18 protein-coding genes and 1 tRNA gene are annotated in these 23,079 nt (G+C 34.9%); 11 read left to right on the top strand and 8 right to left on the bottom strand.

Annotation, left to right across the window (positions count from 1 at the left end; all coding sequences use genetic code 11):
- The first annotated feature begins 24 nt into the window (after positions 1 to 24).
- The 3 genes from SIB75_RS03625 (at position 25) to SIB75_RS03615 (ending at position 2,829) form a co-directional block, all read left to right on the top strand.
- Complete coding sequence (locus SIB75_RS03625) at positions 25 to 1,671, top strand: ABC1 kinase family protein (RefSeq protein WP_413684139.1); 1,647 nt, start codon at positions 25 to 27, stop codon at positions 1,669 to 1,671.
- A gap of 49 nt (positions 1,672 to 1,720) precedes the next feature.
- Positions 1,721 to 2,179, top strand: a complete 459-nt coding sequence (locus tag SIB75_RS03620) for a hypothetical protein (protein ID WP_413684137.1) — start codon at positions 1,721 to 1,723, stop codon at positions 2,177 to 2,179.
- 68 nt (positions 2,180 to 2,247) lie between these two features.
- Positions 2,248 to 2,829: a helix-turn-helix domain-containing protein gene (locus SIB75_RS03615; RefSeq protein WP_413684136.1), complete on the top strand. Its 582-nt coding sequence runs from the start codon at positions 2,248 to 2,250 to the stop codon at positions 2,827 to 2,829.
- A gap of 2 nt (positions 2,830 to 2,831) precedes the next feature.
- Here the strand turns inward: SIB75_RS03615 and malQ are convergent, their stop codons facing one another.
- A complete protein-coding gene (malQ, locus tag SIB75_RS03610) occupies positions 2,832 to 4,328 on the bottom strand; it encodes a 4-alpha-glucanotransferase (protein ID WP_413684135.1) in 1,497 nt (498 codons plus the stop codon).
- Positions 4,329 to 4,959: 631 nt separating this feature from the next.
- Between malQ and SIB75_RS03605 the strand changes: the two genes are divergently transcribed.
- Positions 4,960 to 5,955 carry a ribose-phosphate pyrophosphokinase gene (locus tag SIB75_RS03605; protein ID WP_413684134.1) on the top strand — a complete coding sequence of 332 codons (996 nt, stop codon included), beginning with the start codon at positions 4,960 to 4,962 and terminating at the stop codon, positions 5,953 to 5,955.
- A 10-nt stretch (positions 5,956 to 5,965) separates the two neighbouring features.
- Here the strand turns inward: SIB75_RS03605 and pepN are convergent, their stop codons facing one another.
- From pepN to SIB75_RS03590, 3 genes are all read right to left on the bottom strand, one after another.
- Positions 5,966 to 8,581 (bottom strand): aminopeptidase N, encoded by a 2,616-nt coding sequence (gene pepN / locus SIB75_RS03600; protein WP_413684133.1) that lies wholly within the window; start codon positions 8,579 to 8,581, stop codon positions 5,966 to 5,968.
- Positions 8,582 to 8,612: 31 nt separating this feature from the next.
- Positions 8,613 to 9,065 (bottom strand): Villin headpiece domain-containing protein, encoded by a 453-nt coding sequence (locus SIB75_RS03595; protein ID WP_413684132.1) that lies wholly within the window; start codon positions 9,063 to 9,065, stop codon positions 8,613 to 8,615.
- A gap of 126 nt (positions 9,066 to 9,191) precedes the next feature.
- A complete protein-coding gene (locus SIB75_RS03590) occupies positions 9,192 to 9,749 on the bottom strand; it encodes a hypothetical protein (protein WP_413684131.1) in 558 nt (185 codons plus the stop codon).
- Positions 9,750 to 9,856: 107 nt separating this feature from the next.
- Between SIB75_RS03590 and SIB75_RS03585 the strand changes: the two genes are divergently transcribed.
- The 6 genes from SIB75_RS03585 to SIB75_RS03560 all read left to right on the top strand — a co-directional run bounded on the left by SIB75_RS03585 (position 9,857) and on the right by SIB75_RS03560 (position 17,044).
- A complete protein-coding gene (locus tag SIB75_RS03585; RefSeq protein WP_413684130.1) occupies positions 9,857 to 11,002 on the top strand; it encodes a histidine kinase in 1,146 nt (381 codons plus the stop codon).
- Positions 11,003 to 11,051: 49 nt separating this feature from the next.
- Positions 11,052 to 11,124: transfer RNA gene (locus SIB75_RS03580), tRNA-Glu, on the top strand.
- Positions 11,125 to 11,439: 315 nt separating this feature from the next.
- Complete coding sequence (locus tag SIB75_RS03575) at positions 11,440 to 12,636, top strand: FAD-binding oxidoreductase (RefSeq protein ID WP_413684128.1); 1,197 nt, start codon at positions 11,440 to 11,442, stop codon at positions 12,634 to 12,636.
- A 169-nt stretch (positions 12,637 to 12,805) separates the two neighbouring features.
- The gene (zwf, locus tag SIB75_RS03570; protein WP_413684783.1) at positions 12,806 to 14,329 is read left to right on the top strand and encodes a glucose-6-phosphate dehydrogenase; all 1,524 of its coding nucleotides are present in this window, start codon (positions 12,806 to 12,808) and stop codon (positions 14,327 to 14,329) included.
- Positions 14,330 to 14,367: 38 nt separating this feature from the next.
- Positions 14,368 to 15,675 (top strand): glucose-6-phosphate dehydrogenase assembly protein OpcA, encoded by a 1,308-nt coding sequence (locus SIB75_RS03565; protein ID WP_413684126.1) that lies wholly within the window; start codon positions 14,368 to 14,370, stop codon positions 15,673 to 15,675.
- A gap of 13 nt (positions 15,676 to 15,688) precedes the next feature.
- Complete coding sequence (locus tag SIB75_RS03560) at positions 15,689 to 17,044, top strand: cobyrinate a,c-diamide synthase (RefSeq protein WP_413684124.1); 1,356 nt, start codon at positions 15,689 to 15,691, stop codon at positions 17,042 to 17,044.
- A 33-nt stretch (positions 17,045 to 17,077) separates the two neighbouring features.
- Here the strand turns inward: SIB75_RS03560 and SIB75_RS03555 are convergent, their stop codons facing one another.
- From SIB75_RS03555 to folD, 4 genes are read right to left on the bottom strand one after another with little or no spacing between them, the layout of a single operon-like run.
- On the bottom strand, positions 17,078 to 18,538 hold the full coding sequence (locus tag SIB75_RS03555; RefSeq protein ID WP_413684123.1) for an ATP-dependent DNA helicase: 1,461 nt from the start codon (positions 18,536 to 18,538) through the stop codon (positions 17,078 to 17,080).
- Positions 18,535 to 19,050, bottom strand: coding sequence for a divergent PAP2 family protein (locus SIB75_RS03550; RefSeq protein WP_413684122.1), 516 nt, complete (start codon positions 19,048 to 19,050; stop codon positions 18,535 to 18,537). Before SIB75_RS03550 ends, SIB75_RS03555 begins: the two co-directional genes overlap by 4 nt.
- Positions 19,047 to 19,946, bottom strand: coding sequence for a geranylgeranyl diphosphate synthase CrtE (crtE, locus tag SIB75_RS03545; RefSeq protein ID WP_413684121.1), 900 nt, complete (start codon positions 19,944 to 19,946; stop codon positions 19,047 to 19,049). Before crtE ends, SIB75_RS03550 begins: the two co-directional genes overlap by 4 nt.
- A gap of 42 nt (positions 19,947 to 19,988) precedes the next feature.
- Entirely contained in the window at positions 19,989 to 20,900 is a 912-nt protein-coding gene (folD, locus tag SIB75_RS03540; protein ID WP_413684120.1) for a bifunctional methylenetetrahydrofolate dehydrogenase/methenyltetrahydrofolate cyclohydrolase FolD, read from the bottom strand.
- Positions 20,901 to 20,970: 70 nt separating this feature from the next.
- Here folD and SIB75_RS03535 point away from each other — a divergent pair, with 70 nt between their 5' ends.
- Complete coding sequence (locus SIB75_RS03535; RefSeq protein ID WP_413684119.1) at positions 20,971 to 23,058, top strand: HDIG domain-containing metalloprotein; 2,088 nt, start codon at positions 20,971 to 20,973, stop codon at positions 23,056 to 23,058.
- The last annotated feature ends 21 nt before the right edge of the window (positions 23,059 to 23,079 follow it).

Below are 23,079 nucleotides of genomic sequence, written 5' to 3'. Positions count from 1 at the left end.
GCTAAAAGAACTTATGATGGATTCATGAAGTACGATTTCAAAAGAGATTTAATCTGGTTAATTTCAAGGCCGTGGATATTGGTGCCTAGATTTGTTCAGATAGTTGGCGCAATATCACTTCTATTAGCAAGACTTATTTTCCAAGGGTCTAGCAATGACAATAAGACACAAAAAGATCTAGCCAAGTTTCTACTTAAGACACTTATTGGTCTAGGTCCATGTTTTATAAAAGTAGGACAAGCACTATCAACTAGGCCAGATCTAATAAGAAAAGATTGGTTGGAGGAATTAACAAACCTACAAGATAACTTACCCTCATTTTCCAATAAAAAAGCACTTGAGATCATTGAAAGTGAGCTAGGGAAACCAGCAAATGAACTTTTCGAAGATTTTCCATCCAAGCCAATAGCCTCAGCTAGTCTTGGACAGGTTTATAAAGCAAAGTTAACTAGAAATTATTGGGTAGCAGTAAAAGTTCAAAGGCCACTACTGATTTTTAATATTAGAAGAGACATCGTAATCATAAAAATACTAGGTGTTCTTAGCGCGCCAATACTTCCATTAAATCTTGGGTTTGGATTAGGGGAAATAATAGATGAGTTTGGAAGAAGTTTATTTGATGAAGTTGATTACAAAAAAGAAGCCGATAATGCCGAAAAATTTTCTAATCTCTTCCACTATAATAAGTCAGTAACCATACCAAAAGTAGAAAGACATCTATCATCATTAAAGGTATTAACTACAAGCTGGATTGATGGCACAAAATTAAAAGATAGAAATGAATTAGTTGTTAACAATGTAAATCCATCAAAGATTATTAGAACCGGTGTTATTAGCGGAATACAGCAATTATTAGAGTTTGGATACTTTCATGCCGATCCTCATCCTGGGAATATGTTTGCTCTTGAAGGTCATAATGGTGATTTAGGAAATATAGCCTACGTTGATTTCGGAATGATGGACTCAATTTCAGAAGAAGATAGATTAACTCTTACTGGTGCAATTGTTCACTTAATAAATAATGATTTTCATTCTGTAGCTAAAGACTTTCAAAAGCTAGGTTTTTTAAATGAAGAGCAAGATCTTAAACCTCTAATACCTGTATTAAAGGAGGTCCTTGGAAGTGCAATTGGTAAAGACGTCGCATCTTTTAATTTTAAAGAGATTACCAATAAATTCTCCGAATTAATGTTTGATTACCCCTTTAGAGTGCCCGCAAGGTTTGCTTTAATTATTAGAGCAGTAATTAGCCAAGAAGGACTTGCTCTACGCCTAGATCCTGATTTTAAAATTATAGATCTAGCATATCCCTATGTAGCAAAAAGATTGCTTACTTCAGATACTAGTGAAATGATAAATATATTATTAGATGTGATATTTGATCAAAATGGTCACTTAAGAGTTGAGCGAATAGAAAATTTATTTGATGTGCTAGTACAAGATTCAAGCACACCTGCAAAAGAGCTAATTCCTGTAGCGGGAGCAGGTATTAAGCTCTTAACTAGCTCTAGAGGATCATTAATAAGGAAGAACTTATTAATGAGTATTATTAAAGATGAAAGAATAGATACTAAAGACCTGAAGCAATTAATTAAGTTAGTACGAAAAACATTCAATCCTATAAGAATGGCTTCCGGCATAACAAAACAAAACAATACACAAGTTGCATAGATGATTTTTATAAAATACAATAATGAAAAATTAAATAAAGATTGGGAACATGGTTATTAACATTATTCAAAACATAATCACATTTATTGCAGTTAGTATAGACGAGGCAAATATACCCAATATAGATGAGTTTATTTCAGATTATCAACAAATAAAGCCAATTGAAGATCCTTTTTTTTGGTTGTCTTGTGGTGGATTTATCTGTCTGATGTCTGGGTTGATATTTGCTGACATAATGAAATCAAAACTAAATAATTGGACCACAAAAAAGATATCGCCAATACCTCTAGAGAATCCTAGAACAATATCAAGTTGGTTTTCATTCTTCACAGGACTAACAATTATTTTCGTAAGTGCCCTTAGTATCATAAACTTTTCTATTATTAAATCTCTAATATTTTCTTCTATAATCTCGATACTTTTTGGTATAAGCATGTGGAAAGCTATTAAAGATTTATTTACCCAAGTAGAAGCGGGAACAGTCAAAGAAATCGATGAATTCTTCTAATAAAAACAGACTTTACCAAGTCAATTTTCAGCAAACTAATATATAAAAATGAATCTATTTAAAATATAATGTCCTACCTTAATAGATTACAAAAGATAATATCTGAATCTGGTCTTTTATCAAGACGAAAAGCTGACTTGCTAATAAAAAAACCTTCATCAGGCTTATCAGATGAACCTATTTCGGATAATGATTTTAATGATGCAATTAATCTATTTAAAGCTCAAAGAAAGAAATCTGGAATTTCATTAGAGCAACTATCAAATGAGACAAAAATTTCAAGGAATGTACTAATAGCTATTGAAAATGGATGGAAGAAATATTTACCAGAAAAAACATATTTAAATTCAATGATAAAAAGTCTTGAGACTAATCTAAATTTAGAAAGAGGAAGTTTAAATGCTTTGTCAGTACAAAAAAATAGTGATAATAATATATCTAGGTTTAAATTTAATTTTATAAATATAGACTTTCTTAATAGCTGGTTTGGGAGTTTTTTATATATTATCCTTATGCTTTTATCGATATTAGTTCTTAATAGTCAACTAAGGTATCTTATAAAAACAAATAGTGTTTCGACTGAACCAATAATTATAGAAAATACTATTATAAAAAATGAAAATGTACTTAAAACTAAAAAAGAAAAGTAATATTATCTTTTATTTGCTTTAGCCAAATCACCATACTTTTTTATAGCTTCTTCAATATTCATATTATTTCTCGACAATCTCCATGTCCAATTATTTTCTATTGTGCCAGGTTTATTTAATCTAGCGCTATCGTCAAGATTTAATAAATCTTGCATAGGCGCTACAAATAATTTTGCTTTAGTTTCCATACCTATTCGAATCAATTCCCAAGAAGTGAAATTCTCATAATCAAGAAGCCTTTCTCTAACTTGTTCTTTTCTGTCTTGATCCATTTCTCTCCACCAGCCTTGAGAGGTTGAATTATCGTGAGTTCCTGTATAAACAATCCAATTTTCATTTTTAATATTCTCTGGCAAATAGGGATTATCTAAATTTCCATCAAAAGCAAATTGAAGTATCTTCATTCCTACTAATTCATAGTCATCACGTAACCTTTCAACTTTTGATGTTATGAGACCTAAATCTTCAGCAACTAAAGGAAGCAAACCACTACAATCATTTTTTATAAAACGCAATATTTCTCTTCCAGGGGAAGGCAACCAAAAACCATTCTCAGCTGTTTTATCTTTACCAGGAATGGCCCAAAAAGCTTCAAGAGCTCGAAAATGATCAAGTCGTAAAAAATCAACCTGTTCAAGATGTCTTGAAATTCTCTTTCTCCACCACCTATAGTTGCTAGCTTTGTGCCTACTCCAACGATAAACTGGATTCCCCCAAAGCTGACCGGTTTCAGAGAAATAATCAGGCGGCACGCCACTCTGGAAAAATGTATCTGAATTAGTTAAAATTGAAAACAATGATCGATTACTCCATACATCAGCACTATCTTTTGAAACATAAAAAGGTACATCTCCAAATAAAAAAATACCCAGATTTTTTGCAAGTTTTCTGATTGATTTCCACTGCCTATCTAAATGCCATTGGAGAAGATTATGGCCTAACAATTCTCTTTGGTTATTTTTTTTCCAATCTACTAATTCTTTCTTATCTCTAACTGCATATTTATCTGGCCATTCCCACCATGGAAGATCATTATTTTGAATTTTTAGTTCCATAAATATAGAATGGTCCTCTAACCAAAATTGCTTTGAGCACCATCTTTCAAATTCTTCTTGAGTAGTTATATTCTGTTTGTCCCAATAATCAACTAAAAAAGAACGTAGCAACTTAACTCTTGAATTAGCTAATTGAGAATCAACTCTGTTATCAAAATAATTATTTTCAGAAGAAAATTTTTCTAGAGTATTAGCTAAAAAACCGTCTCTAACTAAATCATTTTGATCAAGGAACCATGGGTTAAAAGCAAAACTTGATGGTGAACTATAAGGAGATCCAAATGAATCAGGAGGAGCAAGAGGTAAAAATTGCCAAACTCCTATACCAGAGGCAGCAAGTTCATTAAGCCATACTCGAGCAGGCTCACCAAAACTTCCGCAAACAGGACTATCAGGTAAAGAGGTGGGATGAAGAAGGATTCCTGAATTTCTCTCAAATTTCACTTTTTGTTATCTCTAAAAAATACGAAATAAATACTAATAATGCTATTTTTTTATTAAATTAAAAATGGATTCCATTGTAAAATGGGAGATCTTTTTCTTAAATTTCAAAAAAATAAATTTAGTAATTATATATTAACAAATCTGTTAATAATCTAAACATTTATCTTAGAAAAACTATATTTTTTCTTGAGTTAAAACAAAATCCTGAATATATTTCTTTCCACAAATAACATTATTTAGTTGAGCGGCTTAATACTCTTTTAAAGTAATGCATCAAGACTAGAGAAGATTTAGCTTGAAATTTTAAATTTCTTTCATTCCAAGCAAAATCTTACCTGTAAAAAGCCAATCACCTAGTTCAAACTCTCTTTACCTGTATTTTTTCAGCAAATTCAACAAGAAAAATCTTTAAGCCTTTACTTTAAGTCAATTTATTAATGTTTTCAAAAGAAAATTCTTTATAAAAGATTTCTTTCACTCAAATGCTCAAAACATAAGATAGGACAATGGTTCTTAACTTCAAAAAAAAAGAATAAATTCTCACAAGAAAAAATAAAAAAAAGCTTTTAGATGATCATGTATCAACATAAAGGTAGATTAGTAAATATTATTTCTTGCTTGCGGTGGAACCGTGACCAGTTTTATCACTGCAGCGCATCCTGAGCCTACTAGTCTCAAGCATGACACTAATAGACTCAGATTAATTAGTGGGACATCCAATACAGCATTAGCCAAAGAAATTGCTAATTATATGGGGATAACAAATGTCCCTCTAGTTTCTAAAAGGTTTGCGGATGGAGAGCTCTATGTTCAAATCCAGCAATCAATTAGAGGGTGTGATGTTTTTCTAATACAACCAACCTGTGCTCCTGTCAATGACAGTTTAATGGAGCTTATGATCATGGTTGATGCTTGCAAGAGAGCATCTGCTAGACAAATCACAGCTGTAATTCCATACTTTGGTTACGCTAGGGCAGACAGGAAGACAGCAGGTAGGGAGTCAATTACTGCAAAACTAACCGCGAATATTCTTGTTAAATCTGGCGTAGATAGAGTATTAGCAATGGATTTACATTCAGCGCAAATCCAAGGTTATTTCGATATCCCCTGCGATCACATATATGGTTCACCAGTTTTAGTTGATTATTTATCAACTATGAAACTTGATGAAATCGTAGTCGTCTCTCCTGATGTAGGAGGTGTAGCCAGAGCAAGGGCTTTTGCGAAGCAGATGAAGGATTCACCTTTGGCCATTATTGACAAGCGACGCTCAGGGCACAATGTTGCAGAAAGCCTCACAGTAATTGGAGAAGTCTCTGGTAAAACCGCAATATTAATTGATGACATGATTGATACTGGTGGCACTATTTGTGCAGGAGCTGAATTACTAAGGAAAGAGGGTGCCAAAAAAGTTATTGCATGTGCATCTCATGCTGTTTTCTCTCCACCGGCATACGAGAGACTTTCAAAGGAAGGGCTTTTTGAACAAGTTATTGTGACTAATAGTATTCCCGTACCCAACAATCTTTATTTCTCGCAATTGAAGGTTTTATCCGTTGCAAACATGCTTGGAGAAGCTATTTGGAGAATTCATGAAGAAAGTTCTGTTAGCTCAATGTTCAGATAATTTTCTGAAATCACTTTAAAATCAGTTCAATAACTTCTCTTGTGTTTGAAGATATATTTGCTTTATTTATTTTCAAAATTGATTTATACATTTCTTCCTTATTTTTATCTATATAAGTTTTCCACTTACTAAAAATTTTTACCATTCTTGAAGCCGTTATTGGGTTTATTTTATCTACTTCTATTATTTTTTCAGCCATAAATAAATAACCTTGCCCATCTATAGAATGAAATGATTCAATGTTTTTACTAAATCCTCCAATAACAGCCCGTATTGCATTTGGAGCTTTCCAATCAAATTTAGAGTGTGCTAATAGTTTTTCAATAACATTGATTCCTTGCTTATGAGGTCTTGAAGCCTCATAAGCAAACCATGAGTCTAATACCACTGGATTTTCCTTCCAAAGATCATAAAACAAATTAGATGCCTGCTCTGTTTCAGGGCTATCTAATGGCTTCAAGGCTCCTAAAGCTGATCTTGCCATAGTCATTGAAGAACTAACAATAGCTTCAACACAATCTTTTTTAACACCCTCATCTCCTGCTAGAGCTAAATAAGACCAAATAGTTCCTATTAGTTTTCTTTTACCTCTACCCATTGGCCATTGTTGATTAATATTAACTAAAATATTTTCAGAAAGTACTCTTAGCTCTTGATGAATTTTATTTCCGATTAAAACTTGGAAGTTTAAAGATTCTTTATAAATATTTATAGGATCAACTTTCTCAAATAAAGTTTCCAATTCTGCAAGACCTGGTAGTGTTAAAAGAGTTGATAATAGAAACGAATCATTCATTTCTAAAGATTTTATAGTTTCTTTAATTGCATTAACAAAACCATACTCTAATGAATAATTAACACGTTTATTAATATTATTTTTTATGATTTCACGCATCAAGATCTGACCAGAGTCCCACCTAGAAAAACAATCGTTATCATTTAAAAAGAGAAAAAGATAGTCATCTATAGACAAATCAGTCTCCCAAATAACAGGTGAAGAGAAACGTCTAAAAATTGATAAAACTGGAAAATCTTTCTCCCCATTTAAAGCATTGATTTGTAGATTCTTTTTGTTTTTATCTAAAATAAATAATTTATCCTCTACTATAGGTTCAGATCCTTTTTCTCTGCCATAACAAGAATAAAGAATTGGAATAACCATTTCAATATTTTCATTGGATTTATCACTATTTATTTTCTGTTCAAACGAAACATTCAAAATTGATTTTTTTGAATCCCAAGATTGATTTACAGAAACTTTTGGTGTGCCACGCTCATAATACCAATTTAGAAATTTCGTTAAATTAAAAGTACAATTTGCTTTATCTAAATAGGCACCTTTAATTAATGAATTAATAAAATCCTCAGTTGTAGCTGCACTACCATCAAAAGTTTTAATATAAAAATTGAAACCTCTGATAAACTTTTCTTTCCCTAGCAATAGCTCAAGCATTCTTATCAACTCAGCACCTTTTTCATATATTGTTGTGGTATAAAAATTATCAATAGCAACATATTCTTTAGGCTTCACTGCGTGTGAAGTAGGTCCCTTATCTTCAGCAAATTGAAAATTTCTTAAAAATGAAACATCCTCTATTCTTTTTATTCCAGAATTATGTAGATCTGAAGTAAAAGATTGATCTCTAAAAACTGTCAATCCTTCCTTTAATGAAAGCTGAAACCAATCACGACATGTAATTCTATTCCCAGTCCAATTATGAAAATATTCGTGAGCTATTACACTTTCTATTCTCTCTAATTCATCATCAGTTGCAGTCTCTGCGTCAGCTAATACAAGTTTTGAATTGAAAATATTTAATCCTTTATTTTCCATCGCTCCCATATTGAAATGTCTTACAGCAACGATTTTGTATTCATCTAAATCATACTCAAGTCCATAAACATTCTCATCCCATTTCATTGCTTTCTTCAAAGAAGTTATCGCATGTTGTGTATACTTTTCATCTCCAGTTTCGACGTATATTCTAATATCAATTAATCTTCCACTTTTTGTAACATATTTATCTGACACTGTATTTAGTTTACCTGCAACTAAAGCAAACAAATAGCTAGGTTTAGGGAAAGGGTCATCCCATACAATTTCATGTCTATTATTATTTAAATTACCAGAATATTTCTTATTCCCATTTGATAATAATATAGGATATAAATCTCTATCTGCCTCTACTCTTACAGTAAAGTTACTTAAAACATCTGGCCTGTCAGGATGATAACAGATGCTTCTAAATCCTTCAGCCTCGCATTGTGTAGTTAACATCCCTGAACTTAAATACAATCCTTCTAATGATGTATTTCTAAAAGGATCTATTTGAGATATTAATTTTAGTTCAAACTTAGATATTGGAGGGTTGAATATAATCAACTCATCAGGAGAATTATAATATTCTTCTGAATTCAATTCTTTTCCATTTATTGATATTGATAATAATTTGATCTGATTACCCTGAAGAATAAGCCTTGAAGATTCTTTTAACTTTGGTTCTATTATCATTGAAGATTGAACTTCAACAAGATCTACGCAAATATCAAAATCTAAATATATGCTTGGTATCAGGAAAGGATATTCAACATAGTCAGATAATTTAGTAGACTTATTAGTTGACATATTTAATATATTAGAATATTAAAAATTAAATTTATTGCTTTTGGTTTAATTGTTCAACAGTTTTTAAGAATTTTTTCTTATCTTCTTCAGGAACCATCTCAGGGCAATTTTTTATGGCACCATCAAGGATTTGTAAAATAGCTCCATTATAAATATTTTTATCTGGTAATTTTTCTTTTCCTAATTCTTTAATAAGTCCTCCATGTCTACTTGATATAAGTAATGCATAATTTTTTGCGGCTAAAGAAATAGCCTTTGGAAATTCAACATCAATCTGTCGCGCCATACAGAGATAGCTTATTCCTATTTGCCTGTATAAGAAAATATCTTCATCACTAGCAGGAATAAAATTAATTTCCTTTTTATCAGAGCCAATTTTTATTGGATTAGATTCTGATTTTATAGAGGAACTACAACTTGTTAAAAGTATTGAAGCAACAAAAACAGACATAGCCAAGATTTTCTTTCTTGGAGTTTTTTTCATTTTTCTCAAGTGATTTTAATCTGTAAAAACATCATTATGCAGCAAAAAATTTATCTGAAATTCTTCACTTGCAAATTGGATACATACTATACATTCATGTCTATCAAAACAGGTTTCATAAAATCTTCAGTTGGGATTCTTAATCCTTGTTTCATGATGATTTTCAACTATCTTCAACTTATCGTTAAACCAACTATAAATAGTTCTTGATCTAAATTTATCTTGGTCTATTAAGCGAGTATGTTCTAATACATGCCAGTTATCATAATTAGACTCAAAGATCAATTCGTGTTCATCAACTTGCCTTATATTTGATATTCCTGAGGAATCAGATAAATAAGAAGAATGACGTATTAGTTGATGTCCTTGTAATTGAGCAATTATTTCTCCTTTACTTTTATAGGTTGGTCGTTTAATAAAAAAATCTTTTTCATCTTCGCACCACCAATTAAATCGATAGCTTTCAAATTCCGAATCGCCTTGATTTAACTTGCTTACATTTATGTACATTTCCAAATTAATAGCCTTTTCTTCATCAAAAAAATATTGTCTCCTAGAGTGCCACAATCCAATATTTCTATTAAACCAACGCCTTAAATTACTATCAAAATCAATCCTAAGTCTATCAATACCTACTGAGGAGTTTTTAGTTCTTCCAATACCAGATGAATAAGAAATAGCCATTTCCTGGAACTGAGAGATTTAAAAAGAATTCACTTAATTATTAGCTAATACCTAAAATGAGTCTCATTACCTTAAGGTATGCGTAATTATTCAGATCGCTCGTCACTGTGGATAGTGCCGAAGCCAACAAAAGACTGCAGTTAAATCTGTTGCTTGTGGCATCTCGCCACCATCTCTCAAGGAGAGATATTCGTTCGCTAATTGAATATTTAGAAAAAAAAGATTCAGGTTTTAAAGTCACATTAGAATTTTCAGATCCCTCTGAAAATCCTGAATTACTTGAGCTTTATAGATTAGTAGCACTTCCAGCACTAATAAAATTAGAACCTTCACCTAAACAAATCTTTGCAGGGAGTTCGATTTTTGATCAAGTTAAAACCTGGATTCCAAGATGGCAACATGAAGGATTAATTAACCGAAGAGGAATAAATCTTGGAGCTAAAACACTTGACTCAAATCAAACACAAAAAGAACTTCTTCTAGAGGATGATCTTCTCGTACTTAGACAAGAAAACGAAACACTTACTAAAAAAATACATTCGCAAGAAAGTCTTCTAAGAATGGTTGCTCATGAATTGAGGACGCCATTAACGGCAGCTGGTTTGGCTCTTCAAAGCCAGAAACTTGGACAAATCAGTATGTCTAAATTTCAAGATGTTTTAAAGAGAAGGCTAGAAGAAATTGAATTGCTTTCAATGGACTTATTAGAAGTTGGTAGCACGCGTTGGGAAACATTGTTTAATCCTCAAAAAATTGATCTTGCGAACATATCTGCCGAAGCAATACTTGAGCTTGAGAAGCTATGGCTAAATCGCAAAATAAAAATAAATACAGACATTCCATCTGATTTACCCAAGGTTTTTGCAGATCAAAGAAGAATGATGCAGGTTTTGTTAAACCTTATCGAAAATGCTTTGAAATTTTCAGAAGACGAAGGTGAAATTTTTATAACAATGCTTCACAGAACAAATCAATGGGTTGAAGTAATTGTTCGAGATAATGGCCCTGGTATCCCCACAGAAGAACAACAAAGAATATTTGTTGATCGAGTGAGACTTCCACAAACTTCTCAAGAGACAATCGGCTTTGGCATTGGCCTTTCAGTTTGTAGAAGAATTGTTGAAGTGCATGGTGGCAAGATCTGGGTGGTTTCCAAACCAACTGAAGGTGCATGTTTCTACTTCACCGTTCCTGTATGGCGTGGCCAAAAGAAGGATCAAGAAGCCTTGACGAGTGGCCAGGCGGGCCCGTAACTTTCAATTGTGATAACAATTACTTATTGAGTTATTTATCACCGCACGTGGCCCCATCGTCTAGAGGCCTAGGACACCTCCCTTTCACGGAGGCGACAGGGGTTCGAATCCCCTTGGGGCTATAAATAAAATTTATTTAAAACCTTCTATGGGGCAAAACCACCCTAATGAAGGTTTTTTAATAGAATTAATTTTTATTGATGTTTATTCTGTTTTTCAGTCCTTTTTTAAAAGAAAGTTGAACATAAGAAATGTAGAAAATAATATCTGCAAATAAAAAAACGCATAATTGCTAAAACCCCTTCATGCAGCTGGATCTAAGAATATAAATGATCTTGTGACGGTCTCAAAAGGTGAACTATCATATTAGTAATATCAAGATAAAACGGCTAAAAGTTACCTCTTCTTGGTAATCTTGCGTTCTAATTTAAGTTTTTATGGCTTACTCAGAGACAAAGGTAGTTCTTGGCGGTCTTGCACATATTCCTATCATAATTGGTTTTTTCTATCTAATACGCAGGCAATACTCATTTGGTGCAATGTTACGAACAGGGAAGAATGCTTTAAGCGAGAAAATTCAAACTGCTCCTGCTAAAGCTGCTGCTCCTGCTAAAGCTGCTGCTCCTGCTAAAGCTGCTGCTCCTGCTAAAGCTGCTGCTGCTGCTCCTGCTAAAGCTGCTGCTGCTGCTGCTCCTGCTAAAGCTGCTGCTGCTGCTCCTACTAAAGCTGCTGCAAAGAAACCACATGCAGATGTACCCGTTAATACTTATAAACCAAAAGCACCTTTCACCGGAACAGTTACTGAAAATTATTCAGCCCTAAAAGAAGGAGCAATTGGAAAAGTTCAGCACATAACTTTTGATTTATCTGGAGGGGACCCTGAATTCAAATATGTTGAAGGTCAAAGTTGCGGAATACTTGCAGCAGGAGAAGACGCTAAAGGAAAACCTCATAGGCCAAGACTATATTCAATTGCTAGCACTAGATATGGTGATAATTTTGCAGGAAATACTCTCTCCTTATGTGTCCGTCAACTTCAATACGAAAAAGATGGTGAAACCATAAATGGAGTTTGCTCTACCTATTTGTGCAACCTATCTCCTGGAGACAAAGTACAAATTAGTGGACCAGTAGGCAAAGAGATGCTTCTTCCAGAGGAAGAAGATTCAAATATAATAATGCTTGCTACAGGTACTGGAATAGCTCCAATGAGAGCATATTTAAGAAGGATGTTTGAACCTACAGAAATTGAAAAACATAAGTGGAATTTCAAAGGAAAAGCTTGGTTATTTATGGGTGCACCAAAGACCGCTAACTTGCTTTATGACGCTGATTTTGAACACTACAAATCCAAATTCCCTGAAAATCTAAGATACACAAAAGCAATAAGCAGAGAACAAAAGAATACAAAAGGAGGAAGAATGTACATTCAAGACAGGGTCCTTGAATATGCTGAAGAAATATTCAATATGATTGAGAACCCTAAAACTCATATTTACTTGTGTGGATTAAAGGGAATGGAGCCAGGTATAGATGAGGCAATGTCAACTGCAGCTGCTGCAAAAGGTTTAGATTGGTCAGAACTTAGACCTAAACTCAGAAAAGCCGGCAGATGGCATGCTGAGACCTACTAGATAAATAAGAAAGTCTGGAAAGCGATAATTTTTCATTACTTTATAAATATTTTTTCTATATTTAATTAATCAATATCAATTTTGTTTTTGACATACGACCATCAAAATGGCGGAATGATTAGAAGCAATTTGGATAATATTTTTAATCTAATTGGCAAGGAATTTATCAATGAGCATGCCAGTAACAAATCCATTGAGAATAGGTCTTCGCCAAGAGCGTGTAGTTCCTCCTCAATGTCTGGTTATTTTTGGAGCCTCAGGGGATCTAACGCACAGGAAACTTGTTCCTGCTCTATTTGAGCTTTTTAAGCAACGAAGATTACCAAGTGAGTTTGCAATCTTAGGCTGTGCAAGAAGGCCATGGACTGATGAAATATTTAAAGAAAAAATGGAAGAAGCTCTTTCTTCTCAAATAAAAGAAAGTCCTAAAGAATGGGAACTATTTTCTCAAAATCTTTTCTATGAACCTGTAGACCTGCAACAACCAGAACACCTCGTAAAACTTGGGGAAAGACTTGAAATAATTGACAAGTTAAGAGCAACTCACGGCCATCGAACTTTTTACCTTTCAGTATCTCCTAAATTTTATGGAAGTGGATGTAGAGCTTTAGCTGCAGCAGGGTTATTAAAAGATCCCAAACGCAGTAGGATCGTAATTGAAAAACCTTTTGGTAGAGACTTCAATAGCGCTCAATCACTTAATTCTCTCGTTCAGAGTTGTGCTCAAGAAAGTCAAATATTTCGAATAGATCATTACTTAGGCAAAGAAACCGTTCAAAATATTCTCGTCCTCAGATTTGCAAACACGATTTTTGAACCTATTTGGAATAGAAATTATATCTCGAGTGTTCAAATTACTAGTTCCGAAACTGTTGGAGTTGAAGATCGCGCTGGATATTACGAATCTTCAGGCGCTCTAAGGGATATGGTTCAAAACCATCTAACTCAAATGCTTGCTCTAACTGCAATGGAACCACCTGGACATTTTGATCCGGAAGCCATAAGGAACGAAAAAGCCAAAGTTCTTCAGGCAGTCAAGCTTGCCAATGAAGAAAAGCCTTGGGAATGTTGCGTAAGGGGACAGTACTCAAAGGGAGGTAGCCATGAAGATCCACTGCTTGGATATAGAGAAGAACCAGGCGTTAATCCAAACAGCACGACCGAAACATATGTAGCTATGAAGCTTTTTATAGATAACTGGAGATGGCAGGGAGTCCCCTTTTACGTGAGGACAGGGAAAAGATTAGCTAAAAGGCTGAGTGAAGTTGTTCTTACTTTTAGAGAAGCACCTGTTCACCTTTTTGATGCAGCAGGAGGATGCCCAACATCAAACCAATTAATTCTTAGGATTCAACCCAACGAAGGAGCTGAATTTAGTTTTGAGGTTAAATCACCAGGGTCTGGGATGAGAAGTAGACCTGTAAATATGGAGTTTTCATACGACGAATCCTTTGGAGAGCCATCAGATGAAGGCTATGTAAGGCTTCTTGCAGATGCAATGCTTGGGGATCCCACATTGTTCACTCGAAGCGACGAAGTAGAGGCTGCTTGGCGTTTATATACACCTCTTCTAGAAAAGATTGAAGATTCTCCATGGGAATTACCTGTTTATCAATATGAATCAAGAACATGGGGACCCACTGAATCAGACTTACTGATTGGCAAAGATCAGCTTCTATGGAGAAGACCTTGAAACAATTGAATATCAATCTTTTATACGAACCAAATTAAATGTCTCCTCAATTAACTCTTCAAACACCTCTTCAGCTACCTCCAGCTGAAATCCCTACATATCTTGAACAACTCTGGTCTCATGATGAGAGAGGGGATAAAGGAGCCAACACTTTTTGCTTGATTGTCTGGCAACCTGCTTGGATTGAACAAAAATTAGTCAAAACTGGAAAAATATCTGGCCCAGTAGTGGGCAGTCAAAGAAATGATCTTATAGAAGCTGCAAGAGAAATTATTTTAAAAGGAGATCTACCTAACAGCACATCACCACTGGATTTCAGAGTTCAATCTTCAATTCAATCTGAAGACTTAATTAAAAATGTAGAAGACCTCAGGGGGCAACACATTGACACCTCAATAAGTAATTTGCAACCTCGAAGATTAATAACCATTGCACCAACAATTGAAAATGAAAATAATTTAGAAACATTAGTCGCAGCATATTGTCCTCTTCCTGAAGAAGGTGGAGGGAAAACAGCTTGTGGCGATGTAATCGTTTTAAGAGGAAATAAAACCGCCATCAATGATGGACTTGAAATTGTTGAGACTCTTGTTCTTGATGAACTTCCCTCTTGGTTGTGGTGGAATGGAAGAATTGATGAGGCTCCTGAATTCCTTAATGCTCTGGCTCTCCCAAATCGAAGATTAATTATTGATACTGCGCTAGGTGAACCAATAGTCTGCTTAAATTTATTGATTCAAAGAATTCAATCTGGACAAGCTGTTAATGATCTGAATTGGCTTCGTCTTAGAGGTTGGAGAGAAACCTTAGCGATGGTATTTGATCCACTTCAAAGAAGAAATACTCTTGATAATCTACAAAAAATTGATATCGATATTGAGGGATCTCAAACCGTTCAGGGCCTTTTACTTGCTGCATGGATTGCCGACCGTCTCAACTGGAAAATTGAAAATTGCATCTACTCAAAAAAAGATCAGCTGAAAGTTAATTTTCTTCGTCCTGACAAAAATCTTGTAGAAGTTGGTATTACTTCTCTACCAATTGGTAAACCAAGTATAAATCCAGGACAAATAGTTGGTTTGAGATTAATTGCAAAAGCCAAAAACAAACAAACAAACGATATTTGTGTAATCCTCGCATCAGAATCTGGGGAATGTATGAGATTAGAAGCTGGGGGTATGGCAAGAATGGAACTTATTGAACAAGTCGTTCCAATTCAAAAAAACTCTTTAGAAAATGATGTTGCTCGTTTACTCTCCAGCAGTAGAGGCAATACGAGTCCTTTGCTTGCGAGTGCGGCACCAATAGCAAAAGAAATGCTTGATTTAGTTAATCAAGCTAAATAAATATAGTCATTAGATGGCTTGCGTAATTTCTGCGATATCAAGCAACAGTGGGAAAACTCTTTTAAGTCTTCTTTTAATTTCTTGGTTAAAAAGTATAAATAAAACAGTACAGACTTTTAAAGTTGGACCTGATTACTTAGACCCTCAACAACTCACTGCAGTTTCAAAAAAGGCTTGTCGAAATCTTGACTTGGTTCTCTCTGGTGAAAGTTGGGTTAAAGAGAATTTTAATTACTTCGGAGGTTTAACTGATTATTCATTTATTGAAGGGGTAATGGGCTTATTCGATGGAATTGGAAGTAGTTCAAAAGGCAGCACAGCTGAATTAGCTAAGGTTTTAAGTCTTCCAGTAGTCCTTATTGTTGACGCTAGAGGGAAGGCTGCGTCATTAGCAGCATTAATAAATGGATTTAAAGAACATGATAAGGAATTAAAAATTGCAGGCGTTGTCCTAAATAATGTTCAAACTCCTAGACATGAAAAAATATTATTGGAGGTTCTTGATCAAATCAATATAAAGTCATTAGGTTCTCTTCCTTCATGCAAAGACTTATATCTGCCAGCAAGGGATTTAGGTTTAGCTCCGGCTCATGAAATTCTTGATTTAGAAATTAAAATCAAGAAGTGGGCCTCGATAGCTAAAGATCATCTAAACATTAAAAGTTTTAGAACGCTTTTATTATCTCCAGAATCAAATAAAAAAACAATTAACCTCCTACAAAAAAGAGAATCAGCGGTAATTCACCCAATTGCAATAGCTGAAGATGAAGCCTTCCATTTTAGGTATCAAGAAACAAAAGAATTATTAGAGGGCAACGGAATGCCAACTATTACTTGGAAGCCTCTAGAAAACGAACAGATTCCAAAAGAAGCAAAAGGATTAATAATACCTGGTGGTTTTCCTGAGCAACATGCAAACCAATTAAGTAATTCAACTATAAGCCTGAACTCAATAAAAATGTTTTCCAAAAAGTTTCCAATATACGCTGAATGTGGCGGAATGATGCTTTTGGGTAAAAGTATATTTGATCTTGAAGGGAGAGAGCATGCAATGGCTGGAATATTACCTTTTAAAGCTAAAAAGGGTAATTTAAAAATTGGTTATAGAGAAGCAACAACTAAAAACAATAGTCCTATTACAACTCCTGGTAATAAACTCATAGGACATGAATTTCATCGCTGGGAAATAATTAATGAAAGCTATAATTCAAGTATAAATAAACTATGGGATATCAAAGGTTGGAATATGGAGATTAAAAACGAAGGTTTTTGCAATCATTTAATTCATGCAAGCTGGATACATCTACATTGGGCAAGTTCCCCTCTTATTTTAGAAAATTGGAAAAGAAGCGTTATGAATTTGACCTAAAGAAAAAATGTCTTAAAAATAAAATTTTCCAAATTACTCGATTAATAATTTCTCTAAAAGAGATTGATTTATCTTACTTTTATTATCACCAACAATCCATACTCCTTTGCTCGCTCTACTTACAGCAACGTATACAAGCCGTCTTCTAAATTCAATGTCTTTAGGCCAGAAAACATCAGAAGTTATAAAAACGTCTCCAAAAGTACTACCTTGACTCCTGTGAATTGTAAGTACAGAAGCAGGTCCTAAAGAAGCGAATGAATCTCTTATAAAAAAGAAAAGCTTCCAAATTGAACCACTATTTTTTTTCCCTCTTTCTCTTGCATGATTACTCAATTTGTTCAAAGTAAGGTCTAAAGCAATACGAGATTTAGATCCTATTTGAGGCATTAACCTCAAAGAAAATTCTTTTTGCTCACACCTTACTTTGGCTATCTGAGTTTCAACAACAGGTAGAAAATTTTCAATATCTTGTTGGATTTCTAAAGAACCCAAGTCAAAACTATTTGGAATTACATCTTCTACCAACATTTCTCTATTGGAACTAATTAAAATATCTGGTTCTTCTCCAAGCTCATTCTCGTTTAATGAAGCATTTACCATGACCGCTTTGCGGCTAATCAACACCTCCCCAGGTAAAACCTGATATTGATCAGCCATATCCCCATGAATCGCTCTTCTTGCATGAGGAACTAAATTATCAACAATTCTATTCGTGTAGCACAAAATTCTTGCTCTATCGTAATCATCTTCTAAAGAAGATAACCTCAATGCTGATTTGGCTTTTTCAAGCCAACTATCCCTATCTAATATTCCTACATTCCCTTTCTTAGAGTTAATAATTGGCAATATTGGAGGCTGATCACAAGAGATCTGTCCGTCTCTAATGATTTTTGCCAATTTCAGCACAGGTCCTTGATGACGAACAACTTCCTTGAGTTCAGAATTCACCGCTCGTTTCATTGAGAAAACTGAGCTAGAACTTTCTCCCACAGGTGGGAGTTGAGCAGGATCACCAACAAAAACCAATCGAGTCGAATTACATCTTGCGCATTCAAGAGTTATCTCCAATAAATTTGAATCAATCATTGATGCTTCATCTATTAAAACAAGTCCTAAATTCTCCAAAGAGCTCTCGGTTTGATCTGATTTTTCACATATTTCGACATCTGCTTGTCTTTTCAACTTAAGTCGAAGCAAACGGTGAATAGTAGAGGGGAACCATGTTGGTTGAATAGATTCACTTTTCAATCCCTCCCTTAAAACACCCACAGCCTTATGAGTTGGTGCAACAACAGTCCAACACAAATCCAACTCGTCTACCTTTTTCAATAGTTTCATTGATAAATATGTTTTTCCGCTACCTGCAACCCCCTTCATCACAAAGGGTTTGAAAGAATACGGGGTCGTTAGCCATTCACAAAACAATTCAAGAGATTTTTCTTGGTCCTTAGTTAAGTCAAAACAATATTCTTTTATTTTTGCTTCTTTCACACAGAAAATAAGCCGATGAGGTGCAAGATATCCAAAGGAGATCCAATAAAGAAAATACCTGGCAAAGCGACCATAGGTCCAAGAAAACTTCCCACCAACACCTCGATTTTGGTGTGTCCCAAAGATTCTTTTAAAATAGTTTCGGACGATAACTCTTTTGATTTATCCTTTAAAATCTCATTAACTTTTGCAGCTGTTAAACCTGCCGATCTTCTTATCCCAGAAGCGTCGTACATAACAATAAAAGCGATGGTTGATGCCAAAGCAAATACTGGATCATCAAAACCAAGCTGAAGTCCAACTCCTGCAGCAGTTCCTGTTACCAATGCAGAATGACTTGAAGGCATTCCGCCTGTTTCAATAAGTACTGATGGTCTCCACCTTTGATTAAAAATTAATTCAAATAATAATTTAGAAAGTTGAGCAAGACCACATGCTGCCAGCCCCCAAGCCAACACGGCGTTATCTAGAAAAAAAATTAATTGAGATTCGAAAGCTGAATTAGTACTCATCTATCTCTATTTGTAATGTAATCAGCCAATGCAAGAAGAGGTTTTGATTTCTCAGGCCAAGGATCAAGAGCATTTTTTGCTTTAACTACTAATAGATCAGCTCTCTTTCTTGATTCCTCAAGGCCAAGTAATTTGGGATAAGTAGTTTTATCAGCAATTAAATCCTTTCCAGCTGTTTTTCCCAACACCTCGCTACTTGCTGTTACATCAAGGATGTCATCAATTATTTGAAATGCCAATCCAATTCCTCTTGCATAGATGCTTAATGCTTCGAGAAGCTTCTCATCGGCTCCACCAATCAAGGCGCCGCAAGTAACACATGCCTTTAGCAAAGCTCCTGTTTTGTGCAGGTGAATATACTCTAGGGTCTCCAAATCAACCTCTTTCCCTTCGCAATCAAGATCTACTACTTGGCCTCCCACTAATCCAGGAGCACCTGCCACTAATGAGAGCTCACCAACTATTTTCAGGAGTCTCTCTGATGGTATCCCCCTTGTCCGTATAGATACCATCTCAAAAGCTCTAGTTAATAAAGCATCCCCAGCAAGTATTGCTACCGCATCTCCATAGACTTTATGATTTGTAGGACGACCTCGACGCAAATCATCATTATCCATTGAAGGCAGATCATCATGGATAAGAGACATCGTATGAATCATTTCCAGAGCCACTGCCGTAGGCAGAGCTTTTTCGACTTCGCCTCCAGCAAGTTCGCAAGCAGCAAGACAAAGAATTGGCCTTAATCTTTTTCCCCCGGCCAAAAGGGAATAGCGCATAGATTCTCTTAATTTTTCTGGCTTTTCAGGGCCTAGAGACGCATCCAGCGCATCTTCAACTAGAGCTCTAGATTCCTCAAGATACTCAGCGAAGTCAAAAGAAGCGATTGCCTCCTGCATGCAAAAAATCGATTCGTATCAATTCTGTCAGGACATTGTGATTCATGGAAGTAAATGACTAATAGTTGTAGGTAATCCGCAATGTTTCTGCCACCTATCAACCGTATTAGCTAGAAGCATTGTTACTGTCATAGGCCCCACACCTCCAGGAACAGGAGAATAAGCAGCTACTTTATCTTCAATCTCAAACATCTTTACATCTCCACAAAGTTTGGTCTTTTTACTCTCTTTAAGGTTTTCTTGCTCAGGCGGAAGTCTATGAATGCCGACATCAATAACGACACAATTCTCACTTACGTGATTTTTTCCAATCAGATAGGGCTTCCCAGCAGCCACTATAAGTAAATCAGCCTCCCTGGTTAAAGAAGGTAAATCTTTAGTTCTTGAATGAGCAACCGTGACAGTGGCATTTGCAGCTTCAAGCATTAAGGCCATTGGCTTCCCCACTAGAATGCTGCGCCCTACTACTACTGCTCTTTTCCCTTCAATTTTGATTTGGTTTCGCTTAAGCAGAGACATAACCCCTGCAGGGGTGCATGATCTTGGGCCTTTTCCCCCCTTTATCAATAGTCCAAGGTTCAAAGGATGCAATCCATCAGCATCCTTATCAGGGTCAATACTACTAAGCAAGGAATCCTCATCAAGATGCGAAGGCAAAGGGAGTTGCAATAAAATTCCATCAATATCCTTTTCTTCATTTAAATTTTTGATAATTTCTCTAAGTTCTTCCAATGAAATATCTTCTTTCAAATGTTTTGCAAAACTTCTTACACCTACTCGTTCGCATGCTTTTTCCTTGTAATTCACATAAACTCCACTCGCAGGATCGTTACCAACCCTTATGACTGCAAGACCCGGGGGACGTTTCGCAACTTCCGATCCAGATTCTATAGTCTGTTTAAGAGTGAGTTCAATCTCCTGAGCAAGTTTTTTTCCATCTAAAATGTTTGGCATAAATAAAATGAATACAAGTTCAATTAATCAACGCATTAAACCTAGCGTTAAGGCGTAGGTGAAAAAATCTGTGGCTAAATTACCCAGTCCAAAAAAAATTTGGAGAATCTGGTTAGGGAGTCAATCTCCCAGACGACCGATACTTCGCTGGTCAGCTACTGACAAGTTAGTTCTATTAATGGTCTGCCTATTAGTAGCAATATTTTCAAGTTATAAGTTACTTGCTGTTCCCGATCTCAAACCAGGCGATATTGCGCAAATCAACGAGATAGCCCCCAAGGATGCATCCGTACTAGATACACAGGCGTTAAGAGAAAAAAGAAAAAGCTTAGAAGAAAGTTTTGTCCAAGTTATCGATGAAAATCAATCTAATAATTTAGAAAAGATTGTTTTAAAGAAAATCAAAAAACTTCGTAGTTTAAAAAATTCTAATTTTGAAATAGCTATAAATAATATAAATCCTACTAATTCAGAAAAAAGTTGGCTAATCGATGCTTCTAAGAGTGAATTGAAAAAATGGGAAGAAGAAATAAAAACAGCTTCAAAGAGAATGCTTTCTCAAGGAATTATTAATACACTTGCACTTGATCAACTAAATGAAGCTTCATCTTTACAATTGGAAAATCTAGGTATAAAAGAATCTCCAAATAGATCATTGGGAGCAAAAGTATTAACGAGTAGTTTTTACCAGAAAAGTAATTTAAAAGTTGATTCTTCAAAAACAAACATATTACTTGAAAATTTAATGACTAAAGATGGTAAAAATATTATAAAAGTTAAAGAAGGTAGCTTAATATCAAAGAAAGGTAAGCCAATCAGTTCTCAAGAGTTTGATGTTCTTGAACATTTTAATAAAATTAGCAGAAGTCCTAGGCCCATAAAGTGGTTAATAACTTTCACGGAATCTATTGGAAGTTGTGGATTACTTCTTATGATCATGAGAAGAGAGAAGCCCAGACTTCAAGCTAGGCATGGATTACTTTCTTTAACCTTATTATTTGTAGTTCAATTAACAAAAGATTGGCTAGGTCCACTTGCAAGTCCATTGCAATTAATATTACCTCCAACACTCCTTCTTTCACAAGGAATAGGTACAACAACTTCATTAGCTTGGATAGCTTCTTTTAGCTTGATTTGGCCAACATCTCTTAATGGATTAAGTGAAGTTAGATTAATAATTGCTTGTATTGCTGGTTCATTCGTAGCCTTTTTAGGCAGAAGGATGAGAAGCCGTGCACAAATTCTCCAAATAGCTGTTTTTATACCTTTTGGTGCACTATTAGGACAATGGTTTATTTTTAATCAAATAATTAAAACAAAAAATTTAGACTTTAATAATCTATCTTTTGATCCTAATTCTCTTCTTAATGAGGCACTTGTTTTAAGTGCAATGCTAATGGCAACAATATTAATTATTCCTATATTAGAAAATACATTTGGATTACTTACAAGAGCCAGATTAATGGAGCTAGCAGATCAAGAACGTCCGTTACTTCGACGTTTATCTAGAGAAGCACCAGGAACATTTGAACATACTTTAACAATTTTAAGTCTTGCAGAGGAAGGTGCAAGAGTGATTGGAGCGGATGTTGACTTGATAAGAACTGGAGCCCTTTATCATGATGTCGGGAAACTACATGCTCCTAATTGGTTTATTGAAAATCAGAAAGATGGAATAAATCCGCATGAAGAAATCAAAAATCCATATAAAAGTGCCGATATTCTTCAAGCCCATGTAGATGAAGGATTAAAGCTTGCCAGGAGATATCGACTTCCATCGCCCATTGCTGACTTCATTCCAGAACATCAAGGTACTTTAAAAATGGGTTATTTTCTTCATAAAGCTAGAGAAAGTGATCCTTCTGCTTCTGAAAAACATTTCAGATACAAAGGGCCTATTCCTCACTCAAAAGAGACTGGGATCCTTATGCTGGCAGATGGGTGCGAGGCTGCATTGAGAGCACTAGACGCTTCCTCTTCAGATAAAGATGCCTGCAAAACAGTCAGAAGAATAATTCAATCGCGTCAGATTGATGGCCAATTAAAAGAAAGTAGTTTAACTAGAGCAGAAATAGAAATAATACTTAGGGCCTTTGTATCTGTATGGAGGAGGATGCGTCACAGAAGATTGAAATATCCCAGCTTTAATTCAAGGTAAAAGCAATAACATCTAGTATTA

The sequence above is a fragment of the Prochlorococcus sp. MIT 1011 genome (assembly GCF_047305235.1).
GTDB lineage: Bacteria > Cyanobacteriota > Cyanobacteriia > PCC-6307 > Cyanobiaceae > Prochlorococcus_B.
Note: the sequence above shows the minus strand (reverse complement) of the source record. Positions and strands in the feature narration are given on the sequence as shown.